The 13,496-nt window shown below is 34.8% G+C and carries 15 protein-coding genes; 6 read left to right on the top strand and 9 right to left on the bottom strand.

Features of this window, described 5'->3' with window-relative positions; all coding sequences use genetic code 11:
- Positions 1-29: 29 nt before the first annotated feature.
- The 4 genes from OZP11_RS11345 to tsaB all read left to right on the top strand — a co-directional run bounded on the left by OZP11_RS11345 (position 30) and on the right by tsaB (position 4,599).
- The gene (locus tag OZP11_RS11345) at positions 30-1,145 is read left to right on the top strand and encodes an efflux RND transporter periplasmic adaptor subunit (protein WP_281235312.1); all 1,116 of its coding nucleotides are present in this window, start codon (positions 30-32) and stop codon (positions 1,143-1,145) included.
- Positions 1,146-1,223: 78 nt separating this feature from the next.
- Positions 1,224-2,609: a TolC family protein gene (locus tag OZP11_RS11340; RefSeq protein WP_281235311.1), complete on the top strand. Its 1,386-nt coding sequence runs from the start codon at positions 1,224-1,226 to the stop codon at positions 2,607-2,609.
- Positions 2,610-2,615: 6 nt separating this feature from the next.
- Complete coding sequence (locus OZP11_RS11335) at positions 2,616-3,902, top strand: efflux RND transporter periplasmic adaptor subunit (protein WP_281235310.1); 1,287 nt, start codon at positions 2,616-2,618, stop codon at positions 3,900-3,902.
- A 22-nt stretch (positions 3,903-3,924) separates the two neighbouring features.
- A complete protein-coding gene (tsaB, locus tag OZP11_RS11330) occupies positions 3,925-4,599 on the top strand; it encodes a tRNA (adenosine(37)-N6)-threonylcarbamoyltransferase complex dimerization subunit type 1 TsaB (protein ID WP_281235309.1) in 675 nt (224 codons plus the stop codon).
- A 7-nt stretch (positions 4,600-4,606) separates the two neighbouring features.
- Here tsaB and OZP11_RS11325 read toward each other — a convergent pair whose 3' ends face one another.
- From OZP11_RS11325 to OZP11_RS11315, 3 genes are all read right to left on the bottom strand, one after another.
- Entirely contained in the window at positions 4,607-5,419 is an 813-nt protein-coding gene (locus tag OZP11_RS11325; protein ID WP_281235308.1) for a mechanosensitive ion channel family protein, read from the bottom strand.
- Between the two features lie 93 nt (positions 5,420-5,512).
- Positions 5,513-5,839, bottom strand: a complete 327-nt coding sequence (locus OZP11_RS11320) for a YtxH domain-containing protein (protein WP_281235307.1) — start codon at positions 5,837-5,839, stop codon at positions 5,513-5,515.
- Between the two features lie 140 nt (positions 5,840-5,979).
- Complete coding sequence (locus tag OZP11_RS11315) at positions 5,980-6,879, bottom strand: NifU family protein (RefSeq protein WP_281235306.1); 900 nt, start codon at positions 6,877-6,879, stop codon at positions 5,980-5,982.
- A gap of 142 nt (positions 6,880-7,021) precedes the next feature.
- Between OZP11_RS11315 and OZP11_RS11310 the strand changes: the two genes are divergently transcribed.
- Positions 7,022-8,011, top strand: a complete 990-nt coding sequence (locus OZP11_RS11310) for a PorP/SprF family type IX secretion system membrane protein (RefSeq protein WP_281235305.1) — start codon at positions 7,022-7,024, stop codon at positions 8,009-8,011.
- Positions 8,012-8,023: 12 nt separating this feature from the next.
- Positions 8,024-8,542, top strand: a complete 519-nt coding sequence (locus OZP11_RS11305) for a gamma carbonic anhydrase family protein (protein ID WP_281235304.1) — start codon at positions 8,024-8,026, stop codon at positions 8,540-8,542.
- Between the two features lie 111 nt (positions 8,543-8,653).
- On the opposite strand, the gene OZP11_RS11300 is transcribed toward OZP11_RS11305, so the two are convergent.
- From OZP11_RS11300 to OZP11_RS11275, 6 genes are all read right to left on the bottom strand, one after another.
- Positions 8,654-9,367, bottom strand: coding sequence for a LytR/AlgR family response regulator transcription factor (locus OZP11_RS11300; protein ID WP_281235303.1), 714 nt, complete (start codon positions 9,365-9,367; stop codon positions 8,654-8,656).
- Between the two features lie 104 nt (positions 9,368-9,471).
- Positions 9,472-10,185: a dioxygenase family protein gene (locus OZP11_RS11295; RefSeq protein WP_281235302.1), complete on the bottom strand. Its 714-nt coding sequence runs from the start codon at positions 10,183-10,185 to the stop codon at positions 9,472-9,474.
- Between the two features lie 12 nt (positions 10,186-10,197).
- On the bottom strand, positions 10,198-11,307 hold the full coding sequence (locus OZP11_RS11290; protein ID WP_281235301.1) for a sensor histidine kinase: 1,110 nt from the start codon (positions 11,305-11,307) through the stop codon (positions 10,198-10,200).
- The gene (locus tag OZP11_RS11285; protein WP_281235300.1) at positions 11,307-11,534 is read right to left on the bottom strand and encodes a DUF4907 domain-containing protein; all 228 of its coding nucleotides are present in this window, start codon (positions 11,532-11,534) and stop codon (positions 11,307-11,309) included. Before OZP11_RS11285 ends, OZP11_RS11290 begins: the two co-directional genes overlap by 1 nt.
- A gap of 91 nt (positions 11,535-11,625) precedes the next feature.
- Entirely contained in the window at positions 11,626-12,633 is a 1,008-nt protein-coding gene (locus OZP11_RS11280; protein ID WP_281235299.1) for a Kelch repeat-containing protein, read from the bottom strand.
- Positions 12,634-12,649: 16 nt separating this feature from the next.
- Positions 12,650-13,489 carry a DUF6268 family outer membrane beta-barrel protein gene (locus OZP11_RS11275; protein WP_281235298.1) on the bottom strand — a complete coding sequence of 280 codons (840 nt, stop codon included), beginning with the start codon at positions 13,487-13,489 and terminating at the stop codon, positions 12,650-12,652.
- Between the last annotated feature and the right edge of the window lie 7 nt (positions 13,490-13,496).

Raw genomic sequence — 13,496 nt, 5'->3', positions numbered from 1 at the left:
TATCAATCAAAAAAATAAACCAAAACAAAATGAAAAAAGGAGTTACCGTAACCATTTTAATTTTAATTGCTGTAGTTTTTTTTGGCGCACTTTACTATTTGTATGCAAAGAATCAGGAATCGCCGGTTGTTTTTAAAACAGAAAAAACAGAAATTAAAACCATCGTAAAAAACACAATTGCTACAGGAAATATTCAGCCAGATGAAGAGGTCTTAATCAAACCAAACATTTCAGGAATTATTGAGCAGGTATACATTAAAGCCGGAGAAAAAATCAAAGCCGGAGATATGATTGCCAAAATTCGAGTTGTAGCAAACGTTTCGAATGTAAGCAGTACCGAAAATCAGGTGCAGACTGCTAAAATCGCTCTTGATAATCAGGAGAAAATTTATCAGAGACAAAAAACACTTTTTGAAAAAGATGTTATCTCTGCAAATGATTTTGATGCTGCGCAGGTAGCTTACAAACAAGCCAAACAAACTTATCAGGCAGCCAGACAAAGTCTGGACATTGTAAAAACCGGAACAACATCTTCGTTAGGAAATTATGCCAACACCCTTATTCGTTCGACTGTTAACGGAATGGTCCTGGCTGTTCCTGTAAAAGTAGGAAATCAGGTTATTGAAAGTAATAATTTTAACGAAGGAACTACAATTGCAAGTGTTGCAGATGTGGGAAGAATGATCTTTATTGGAAAAATTGATGAATCTGAAGTAGGTAAAATCAAAGAAAAAATGCCAATTGAAATTACAGTTGGAGCTATCGAAAATAAAAAATTCGAGGCTGTTTTAACGGATATTGCACCAAAAGGAGTAACAGAAAACGGAGCGATTCAGTTTGAAATTAAAGCTTCACTTCAAAATAGAGATGAAACATTTATCAGAGCCGGTTTAAGTGCCAATGCTTCTATTATACTTGAAAAAGCCGAAAAAGTGATGGCAATAAAAGAATCGCTGGTTCAGTTTGATAAAAAGACCCAAAAACCTTATGTAGAAGTTGAAAACGCTCCACAGAAATTTCAAAGAAGAGATCTGGTTTTAGGTGTCAGCGACGGAATCTATGTACAGGTTAAAAGCGGTCTTAAAAACACAGACAAAATTAAAATCTGGAATCAGGGTTTAATAGATGAAAAAGAGAAAAAGTAATTTGAAATTCTAAAGGGGTTTTCGGTTTTAAAAATGTTAAATTTGCGTAGTTTGTTTACTGCGCTTCATTCAAAATATATGAAAATAAATAAATATAACGGTCTTGTTTTTGCTATGCTGTTCGGTTTTGGATTAGCCGGACATGCACAAACAAAACAATGGACATTAGAAGAATGTGTGAGATATGCACTAGAAAATAATATCACAATAAAGTTGACAGAACTGGATGTGAAAAGTGCAGTTATTGAAAAAAAAGGTGCTTTAGGAAGTTATCTGCCAACAGTTAATGGTAATGCTTCACATTCATGGAATATTGGTTTGAACGTTAACCCAGTTACCAATATCGCAACTACACAAACCACACAATACTCTTCTGTAGCTGTAAATGCAAATGTTGACATTTATAAAGGTCTGCAAAATCAGAATACATATAGACGAACACAGCTTGGTATTGTAGCTTCAAAATATCAGTTGTTAAAAATGCAGGAAGATATTTCCCTGAATGTGGCAAATGCTTTTCTTCAGATTTTATCAAATAAAGAAGATTTGAAAGTTAAAAAAGAACAGCTGATTATTGATGAAAAGCGATATACCCGTTCTGAAGAAATGGTAAATGCGGGAACGATTCCTCGCGGTGATTTGTTTGATTTGAAGGCAACAGTAGCTACAGATAAGCAGAATATTGCTGTTTCTGAGAATAATTTATTGATTTCAAAATTGAGCCTTGCGCAGCTTTTGCAATTAAAAGAATTCGCAGATTTTGACGTAGTAGATGATATCAATGCGAAAGATGAAAACAATATCATGGCTCAAACACCGGTTGATATTTATAATAAAGCCAAAGAGACAAGAACCGAATTGAAACTGGCTCAGACAAATCTTGAAATTGCAGAGAAAAATGTTTCAATTGCGAGAGGTGCTTATCAGCCAACTTTGAGAGGATTTTATCAATTCAGTACCAGTGCAAGTTACAGTGACAGACTAACAAGTGATCCTATTACAGGACTGCCTGTTTATGTATCTCCAGATCCGGTTATGACTCAGTTTAGTGATAATAAAGGACATAATTTTGGATTTCAGTTAAGTGTTCCTATTTTTAATGGCTTTTCTACCAAAAACAATGTTGAAAGAAATAAAGTAAGTTTAGAGAAATCTAAAATAGATTTAGAGCAAAAAAGTTTAGATTTGCAACGTAACGTATACACGGCATTTACAGATGCAAAAGCGTCTTTAAATACCTATGAAGCGTCTACTGTTACTTTAGAAGCAAGGCAGCAGGCTTATAATTATGCTAAAGAAAAGTATGATGTGGGGTTGATGAATTCATTTGATTTTACCCAGGCGCAAACTTTGCTGACAAACGCACAGTCTGAAGTTATCAGAACGAAATACGATTACATGTTCAAAATTAAAATACTTGAATTCTATTTTGGCATTCCAATTGTGCCAATTATTACAAAATAATAAATTATGTCAAAAAAAGTAATTTACTTCTTGGCCGGAGCCGTACTTCTTATAGTTGTTTTAGTCGTTCTGTCTAAATCCGGAGTAATAGGAAATAAAGACGAAGGAAAAGAGGTCGAAACCTCAAAAGTAACAGCTTCAACTATTGTTGAAACCGTTTCGGCAACAGGTAAAATTCAGCCGGAAATTGAGGTTAAACTTTCTTCAATGGTTTCGGGCGAAATTATCGCCTTAAATGTAAAAGAAGGACAGGTTGTTAAAAAAGGAGATTTACTTGTAAAAATAAATCCGGATTTATATACCTCCGGATTAGAAAGATCTGTAGCGAATCTGGCAGGTACAAAAGCTGGTTTAACACAATCTGACGCCAGTTTTAAAGAAGCAAAAGCCAATTACGATCGTAATAAAACATTATACGACAAAGGCGTAATCTCAAGATCAGACTGGGATAAAGCCGTTTCTACTTACGAAGTAGCCAAAGCAACCAAACAAAGTGCATATTATAATGTAGAGAGCGCGGCAGCATCGGTTACAGAAGCAAGAGACAATTTAGGACGTACCACTATTTATTCTCCGGCAGACGGTACTATATCAGTGCTGAATGTTGAATTGGGAGAGCGTGTTTTAGGAACGCAGCAAATGGCCGGAACAGAACTTTTAAGAGTGGCCAACCTGAACAATATGGAAGTTGAAGTTGATGTAAACGAAAATGATATTGTAAAAATTAAAATTGGGGACGAAGCAAATGTTGAAGTAGATGCCTATTTGAAGAAAAAATTCAAAGGTGTCGTGACCAGTATTTCTAACTCGGCAAGTACTACACTGACTTCGGATCAGGTTACGAATTTTAAAGTTAAAGTCCGTATTATAAAAGAATCGTATCAGGATTTATTAGAAGGAAAACCAGCGGCTTATTCTCCTTTCAGACCCGGAATGACAGCTACAGTTGATATTATTACCACCACAAAAAACAATGTTTTGGCAGTGCCTATTAGTGCTGTAGTAGTAAAATCAGATACAGCTGCTGTGAAAGATTTTACAGTTGAAGATCCAAATGAGAAAAAAACAGCACCAAAAAGCGATAAAAAATTCGAATGCGTTTTTGTAAAAGCCGGTGACAAAGCTAAAATCAGAATTATTAAAACCGGAATTCAGGACGATACCAATATCGAAGTAATGTCTGGATTAAAACCGGGTGATGTGGTGATTACAGGACCTTACACAACCGTTTCTAAAGAATTAAATTCAGGAGATAAAGTAAAGCTTAAAAAAGCAGAAACTCCGAAGAAATAAACAATAATTAAAAAAAAATATTTTGTCTTTTATTCTCAATATCGAAACCGCTACCAAAAATTGTTCAGTATCAGTTGCTAAAAACGGAGAATCCGTTTTATGCAGGGAAATCGCTGAAGAAGGATATTCACATGCCGAAAAACTACATGTTTTTATAGAAGAAGTGATAGCAGAGTCGGGAATTTCTGTTCAGGATTTAGCGGCAGTTGCCGTGAGTCAGGGCCCGGGTTCTTATACCGGTTTACGAATTGGGGTTTCGGCAGCAAAAGGTTTGTGTTTTGCTTTGAATATTCCATTAATTGCAGTTGATACTTTACAGACTCTGGCTTCAAAAGCTTCGGTTTCAGAAGGAAAAATTATTCCCATGCTGGATGCCCGCAGAATGGAAGTATACAGTGAAATTTTTAATCATGATTTAAAAGCCGAAAGAGAAATTCAGGCTGAAATTATCACCGAAGATTCGTTTTCAGAATTCACAGAAAAAATCTACTTTGTTGGTGATTGTGCAGAGAAATGCAAACCTGTTTTGACAAAAGAAAATTTTGTATTTCTGGAAGATATCAAATACCCTTCGGCAAACGAAATGAGTAAAATCAGTTATGATAAATACCAAAAAAGCGACACTGTTGATGTCGCTTATTTTGAACCGTATTATTTAAAAGATTTTATGATAGCACCGCCGTCAAAAAAACAATAATTAGAATTTATTTTTGAAGTGTAAACGGCTGAACAGAAATTCCTGCTTCGTCCAAAGCGGCTTTGCAATTTTCCAGCGTTTCAGAAAAAACAGCTCCGTAATTGGCATTTTTAGCCCACGGACGAACTGCAAAATCAACAGAACTTGCTGATAAATTTTTAACGAAAACTTCCGGTGCCGGCTGTTGCAGCACTTTCGGATTGTTTGTTAAAACACTTAAAAGAATATCCTTTGCTTTTTTAATATCAGAATCGTACGAAATTGAAAAAGTCAGATCAGCTCTTCTTTCGCCCTGCATCGAATAATTAATAATCGTTCCGTTGGATAAAGCACCATTTGGAACAAAAACGGTTTGATTATTTCCCGTAAGCATCTTAGTTACAAAAATCTGAATTTCCAGAACCGTTGCAATTACACCCTGAGCTTCGATCGTATCGCCAACTTTAAAGGGTTTAAAAACGATAATAAGCATTCCTCCTGCAAAGTTAGAAAGAGAACCTTGCAGTGATAAACCAACAGCAAGTCCCATTGCACCTAAAATGGCAACAAACGAAGAAGTCTCGATTCCGAGTTTTGAAATAAAAGTTACAAATAATAAAATTCGAAGCGCCCATAGCAAAATATCAGCAAGAAATTTTGTTAAGGTTGGGTCAAGATTTCTCTTAACCATTATTTTTCGAATGACTCTGTTGATTAATCGAATAGCATATAATCCAACAAATAAAATTAGAAATGCCGAGATTAATTTTGGAGAATAATCGATTAAAATGTTGATAAATTTTGCAGCATAATTACTTAACTGCCCCGTATCCATGTCCATGTTATTTTGAATAAAAAAACCTTCTCAAAAGAGAAGGTATATTAGCGCTGCAAATATAAAAATATTTTAATTCCTTTGTGTATCTCTGTTTTTTTACTTGTCAGATTCTTCACTTATTTCGCTTACCGAATCTTCGCTTACATCAAAAACAGTTTCTGTAATTACACGATGGTTTTCGTCAGTACTTTCGGTAATCGAATCAATAATATCATGTAAAGTGTCCGATGCTTTATCTGCATATTCAGTTAAGGCATTTTTTGCCTCATTTGCAAAGTCGGCGGCAGTTTGGAGAATAGGTTCGGAGACTTCCTGGATTTTTGTAATCGCTCCTTCTGCGATCGTTTCGGCTTTATCTGCAAAATCTTCTGCGGTTTCTTTCGCCGGGCCGAATAAATTCTTGAAAAATGATGATAATCCCATGGTTTTGTGTTGATTAGTTGAGATTACAATATTAATTGTTTTTAGAGAAAAACAATTTAAATTTCAAAATTTTTAATGAACAGCAGCCATAAAAAAAGCGCCTCAGATTTGAGACGCTTTGTATGTTTCTATTAAATGTTTTAACCGTTTAAAGCCTCAACTTTTATCGATTCGTCGTTTAACATACTTTTCAGCATATTTTCGATACCGCTTTTTAAAGTAAAAGTCGATGACGGACAACCGCTGCAGGCACCTTGTAAAACCACTTTTACTGTTTTGTCTTCTTCATTATAAGAATCAAAAGCAATATTTCCTCCATCGGCGGCAACAGCAGGTTTTACGTATTCTTCCAGAATGTTAATAATCTGCTGAGAAGTTACATCCAGTTTGTCGAAAGCTTCGTCTTTTGCAGCGTCATTTTTAGCTGTTTTCTGGATTAAACTTTCGTCTAAAACAGTACCGCCATTTTCGATAAACTGTTTAATGAAAGTTCTTAATTCTAATGTGATTTCCTGCCAGTCGTTGATTTCATATTTTGTAACCGAAATATAATTTTCATCAATAAATATTTCTTTTACATAAGGGAATTTAAATAATTCCTGTGCCAGCGGTGAAGAAGCCGTCTGGTCAATATTTTTGTATTCAACGGCATTACGTGTTAACATTCTGCTTACAACAAATTTCAGTGCAGCCGGATTTGGAGTTGTTTCTCCGTAAACTGTAATAGGCTGTTTTTTGGGTTTGTTTTCATCTGCTTTAATAATAACACCGCCTTTGTCTACAAATGCGGCAATTTGATCGGCTACGGCATCTTTAACGTCGTCCCAGTCTACAATGCTGTATCTTTCAACAGCAATAAAGTTTCCTGAAATGTAAACCGTCTTTACAAAAGGCAGATAAAACAATTGCTGTGCAAGCGGAGAAGCCTGTGCTTCATCAATATTTTTGAATTCAAAGTTTTGATTCTGGGTAATAAAATCTTCAAATTCGAACTTTAGTATAGTTGGATTTTGAGTCTCTTTTATAGTGATTTTTGTCATGGCAGTAATTTTTTGCAAATTTAATAAAGTTATTTTCTACTAATGGCTATATTTGATTTTTTAATGAAATAATTAAGACTCTTTACAAGTAATTCGTACTAAATTATTAGAGCCGTAATTATTTTAAAATAAAATTGCCTTTATGAGATTTAATATCAAGGTTTTATATATTTTTTTAATTTGTTCTTTCTATTCATATTCACAAGAAGGAATACCGGTGTACTCCGATTATTTGTCGGATAATTATTATTTAATCCATCCTTCGATGGCCGGCGCGGCAAATTGTGCTAAAATCAGGCTTACGGCAAGGAAACAATGGTTCGGTCAGGAAGACGCACCATCTTTGCAGACTTTAAGTTTTAACGGCAGAGTAGGAGAACGTTCCGGGGCCGGAGTAATCGTTTTTAATGATAAAAACGGCTATCATTCTCAAAAAGGTGTTAAACTTACCTATGCGCACCATATTATGTTTTCCAGAGATGAGATCGATTTAAATCAGCTTTCTTTTGGTATTAGCGGCGGATTAATTCAGAATCAGTTAGATGAAACTAATTTTGGAAATACTTTTGATCCAATTGTTTTTGGTTCTATACAAAAGGATTCTTATTTTAATATGGATATCGGAGCTTCCTATAATTTCCTGAATTTTTATGCTCACGCGACTATCCAGGGACTTTTGGAATCCCGCAGACAATTATATACAGATTACGAAAGTGATAATCTTAGAAAATATCTTTTAAGTGCAGGTTACGTATTTGGTAAAAGAGATAAAATTACCTGGGAACCTTCTATCTTGTTTCAGATGTTTGACCAGACAAAAGAAAAATCGATTGACCTGAATATGAAAGCTTACAAAAATATGGACTTTGGAAGTTTATGGGCAGCACTTTCGTATAGAAGAAGTTTTGACGGTGCGCAGTATAGTTCTGGCGGCGGTGTTTCGTCTCAAAAATTACAATACTTTACCCCAATTGTGGGTATAAATTACAAGAACTTTATGTTTGCTTATACCTATTCGCAGGTTACGGGCGATGTGAAATTTGATACTGGTGGTTTTCACCAAATCACGCTGGGAATTAATTTATTTTGTAAAAAAGAACGTTACGATTGTTTTTGTCCGGCTGTTAACTAAAATCCTTTTATTATGCTTATTAAATCTGTAAACGGAAAATCACCTTCTATTCCAGAAGATTGTTATGTTGCTGAAAATGCGACAATTGTTGGCGATGTGTCTTTTGGAGAAAACTGCAGTGTGTGGTTTAATGCTGTTATCCGCGGGGATGTTCATTATATTAAAATAGGAAATAAAGTCAATATTCAGGACGGCGCCGTGATTCACTGTACCTACCAAAAACACCCTACGATTATAGGAAATAATGTTTCTATAGGTCATAACGCCATTGTACACGGTTGTACGATTCACGACAATGTATTAATAGGAATGGGGGCTATTGTAATGGATAATTGTGTAGTCGAAAGCAATTCGATTATTGCAGCCGGAGCGGTTTTAACCCAAAATACGGTTGTTCCTTCCGGAACTATTTTTGCTGGTGTTCCAGCCAAAAAAGTAAAAGATATTGACCAGTCTGATTTTGCAGGAGAGATAGGGCGTATTTCGAATAATTACGTACTTTATTCCAGCTGGTTTAAAAACGAAGAATAAAGTTTAAATAGAATATTGAAAATTCCAATTTTAACCGGAATCTCAAATAAAAATTCCAAATTTCAAGAGTGAGTGACTCATTTGGAATTTGGATTTTTTTTTTGGAGTTATCTAAAGATTTATCTTTTCAAAGAAAGCATTCTTGTAACTTTCGCTTATCGGAATTCGTTTATCACTAATCAGAACTTTATTTTTCTGAATAGATTTTACGTGTTTGATATTGATGATATACGATCTGTGAATTCTTGAAAAACCTTTGCTTGAAAGCAGGTTTTCAAGCTTTATTAAGCTGATTAAGGTCAGCGTGTATTTATTATCTGTCGTGTAGATTTTTACATAATCTTTTAAACCTTCGATAAATAAAATATCGGCAAAATTCATTTTCACGTTTTCATATTCCGCTCTTACAAACATAAAATCCTGCTCGGCTTCGGGAACAGGAACCGTTTCTGAAACTGACTGAATTGCTGCCGGATTAGTGGTCTGCTGTGCTCTGACAACGGATTTTAAAAAACGATGAAACGGAATGGGTTTTACCAAATAATCTACAGCGCCAAGATTAAAACCTTCAACTGCATAATCAGAATAAGCGGTTGTGAATATTACAAGCGGTTTTTTTTCGATGGTATTTAAAAAATCTATTCCCGAAAAATGAGGCATCTGAATGTCCAGAAATATCAAATCAATATTGTTTTGGTTGATAAATGAAATGGCATCAATAGCGTTGTTAAAAGTCTTGATTAATTCAAGTGAGTCTACTTTTTTGACAAAATCTTCTAACAGTTCAACTGCTAATGGTTCATCATCTATAATTACACATTTCATTTGTCGGGGAGTTTATTTTTTTAATTATTTAAGCATTCAAAAGTAGTTTTAAACCAGTAAATTAAGTTTTAAAATTATCATAAAAATACTGGTTTAATTTATAATTATGCCCTGACAGTAATGGTTTTAGTCAGCGTATATCCATCGGTTAGATTTCCTGTCATTGTTGCAAGTTCCTGAGAAAGACTGTCAGAGAACACATTGTCGTTTGCATTTGCAGTATCTGCCTGTCCGTGTGCGGCATAATTGGCACTCGAATAAACGGTGCTGGATATGTTTTCCGGAAAAGCAATCTGAGTAACTAATAAAGAAGTACCGCTGCTGGTTAAAACTTCGACATGAACATGAGGAGCACGCCCCTGGTACCAGCCCGGATAAATGGATATAAACGAAACTTCACCGTTTGAATTTGTGGTTTGTCTCCCTCTTAAAAAATGAACCGAAGTATAATCTGCAGACTGCATTTGTGTACCGCCGTATTCAGAATAATTTCCGTCTTTGTCGCAATGCCAGACATCAACCAAAACATTTGATAAAGGCAGACAGTCGTTGTTTTTGTTTTCGATTTTTAAATTAATAAGAAGTGCAATCCCCACACGGTCAGATTTGATGTTTTCCAGTACAAGCTGACTTGGCGTTTTGATAGGAAACGGACCTTTTGTTTCAGATGGCGAAACGGTACAGCTTCCATCATCAGAAGAACCGGTGTCCAAATTATCATCATTGTCGCTTTTGGAACATGATTCTAAAAAAGCAGCGGCTCCTGTAAAAGCCGTAATTCCTAAAAGCCCATTTCGAATGAATTTTTTTCTGTCCATGATTGCAAAATTTTAGTTTACTGTGGTTTTAATTTCGTCTAATTTTAGATTTAAATGAACTCGGTAATATTGATTATCCTGGTTAATAGTTAGTTCGTGGGCATTAGGATATAATAAATCAAGCCTGTTTTGAATATTTACAAGCCCGATGCCTGAATTATCAGGGTCTTTTGCATAATTTTCAATCGTGTTTTCGATCCAGAAATCAAGATTATTTTCAGAAATAAAAATTTTAATCTTTACATGTGCTGCACCCTTATAATCGGTGCCGTATTTAAAAGCATTTTCAACAAAAGAAATCAGGAGTAAAGGTTCAATAAATTTGTTTCGGGTATCGCCGTGAACGTTTATAATAATATCTTCGATGTTGTTGAGCCTTAGTTTTTGTAATTCAATATAATTCTGAATATAATTGACTTCTTTTTCTAGAGCCACCGTTTTGTTATCTGTTTCATACAGCATATAGCGCATGAGCTCAGATAAGGTCACGATGGCATCAGGAACCAAATCAGATTTCTTATGAGCCAGAGAATAAATACTGTTTAGGGAATTGAATAAAAAATGCGGATTGGTCTGCTTACGCAGATAGATCAATTCAGTATTTGTTCGGTGTGTCTCGGCAATTAATTTATTCTGCTGATTATTGTAGAACTCGGTTAAAGTTCGGATAATCGCACTTATTGTTATAATCAGTATATAAAAGAAAGAAGGACCGATTTTAAAAAAAAGCGGTTGTCTCATTTCTATTTTGAAATGTTTTCCTCTCGGAATAAAATTTGGATCCGGCGGAATCATTCTGGCCGGAACAATATTGTGAGGTCTTAAATGTCTGAATTCAGGAATAAAATAATTAATCCTGATGATCATAAAAACGGCAATAATTATGAAAACAAAAAGAAAATATTTCCAGTATTTTTTTTGCAGAAGCAAAGCCGGAACCAAATAAAAATAGTTCAGATAAAACAGGACAATTCCTGTTGCCCACTGTACGTAAAAATCGTTGTTGATCCTAAATGGACTTTCATAAAACTGAATCAGGGAAGTCAGAATAAAGAAAATCCAAATGATGCAATGGAACAAAATTTTATTTGAATTGGTATTTTTAATGGCGTCTATTTTCATTATAATTTTATTTTCAATAAAATTAATTCATTTTTACTTACTGTCGGCGACACGTTTTTTTTGAGTTTTTCTATTACCAAATGAGCTGTTTTTAAGGCATCTTCTTCTGTCGAAAAACTTTTATTGTCATTTATAACCGGAATAATAGATTGTTTTATAATGATTTTATTTTTATAAGCAATCGTATATCCCCATCCTGAGTCTGTTTTAAAAGTTTCTGTTTTCAAAACCTCTTTTTTAGTACAGGATATGGTTAATAAAACAAGAAACAAAAGCAATACATTCTTCCGGATTTGGGCCCGGAAGAATGATTTATTTTTAGTTATCATCGTCATTCTGTTCCTCCAAAGGTTTAAATTCCCATGCATCATCAAAATACGTAGAACCTGTTCTGCCCAGCATGTAAAAACCACGATTGTTAATTGCAAATGCTACAGCATCAGTTCTTGCTGCTCCTTCCATTGCTGTTCTTTCTACCCAAAGATCTGTTGACGGATTGTATTCCCAGATTGTTTTCAGGTTTTCACCTCCAACAACATATCCAAGTCCATTCATAGAAAAGCTTGAAGCATTCGCTCTGATGATAGAATATTCATCATTGTATGAGTAATCATCATCTGTATCTTTGTCGATATCTCTTTTTCTTGTCCAGACATCTGTTGACGGATCAAATTCCCAAAAATCTTCCTGATACGTACCATTATTGATACCGGTAACCAGATAAGCTTTGTCTGAAACTACAAATACAGTAGCATTACGTCTTTTATTACCACTGAAACCGTTTACAAGCGTCCAGGTATTGGCTGTATCATTGTACTGGTAAAAATCTTTAAGATAGTTTCCGTCATAACCCGTTCCAAAATAGGCTTTTCCGCCAGCCTGAAAACCAACGGCTCCATAACGTCCTGTTCCTCCAAAATCAGTTTTTTGTGTCCAGCTGTTGGCTGCAGGATCGTATTGATAGAAATCTTTTAATTTGTTGGTTCCATCATAACCAAGACCTACATAGCCTTTATCGTTTAAGGCAAAGCTGGAAGCAGAACTTCTTCCGGCTCCGGTAAAATCTGCTTTTTGTTCCCAGTAATCTCCTCCTGAGTTGTAAGCCCATAAATCTTTTAAATAAACATCGCCAGTATAACCTGTTGCCACGTAAGCATAGTCTCCGATAACAAAACTTGTAGAACTTGATCTTGCAGGCCCGTCAAAAGCCGATTTTCTAACCCAGTTTCCTACCAATTCTTCATCCTCGTCATCATTGCTGCAGCTTATAAAAAAGAGTCCCGAAAGTAATGTTGCGAATAATATTCCTTTTTTTAGATTATTCATAGTGTATTAATTTATTTTATTGTTTGTATTTGATCCCAATTCCTAAAACATAACTGTTCCCGATATTAAAGTCATGCAGGGTATGATTTTGGTTATCTGTCAGTATGTACTTTTTGTCAAAATCGTATCCGGCTTTAAAATTCAAAAACCAGTTTTTGTCTACATTTCTTTCATAATTAAATGAAGTTGTCATTTGCGATGTAACAGCTTTTGTTCCGGCTGCATCTGCATAATTTGAAACATTCAAATTGTAAAAATTTCCGTTAAAACGGTTATCAAGGCTAAACTTGTTCCGGTCATTGTTCGAGTATGAAATTTCCGAATCAGGAAAACCAAGCACCAATTTTGTTTTATCATTTATTTTATACTGAAACGCCGCAACAGGCAGGAATTTCGGGTTTCCAAAAGCGGCTGATCGTGCTGCACCTGCACTAAAAGTTGTTTTTTCATTCAACTGCTGTTGTATTTCAAAACTTCCTAAAAGTGTAAAATCATCAGAATTTAAATTACGCTCAAAATTTACTGTTGGTATAACCTCAAAATTCAGTTTCGTTGTATTCGTGATTTTCTGCGAAATTTCAAGTTTGTTTTGTAACTGCTGCAAACGATCCGGAATTTGAAATGCTCCGTAATTTTTTGAATCATAATTCACATTCAGGTTCGAATATTCCAATGTGTTTTTCAGACCGGTTTTAGGACTCAATTCTTTTTTAAATGTCAGTCCGATATTCGTTTCAGTGAAATCAATTTTGTCTGCCGACTCGTTTTTTAAATTCACTTTTACCGCTGCATTTTCCTGAGCATTTATCTGAAACAACACTAAAAAAAACAAACTAATAGTTAACCTTATTTTCATTCTTTAT

Source organism: Flavobacterium gelatinilyticum (assembly GCF_027111295.1).
GTDB lineage: Bacteria > Bacteroidota > Bacteroidia > Flavobacteriales > Flavobacteriaceae > Flavobacterium > Flavobacterium gelatinilyticum.
Note: the sequence above shows the minus strand (reverse complement) of the source record. Positions and strands in the feature narration are given on the sequence as shown.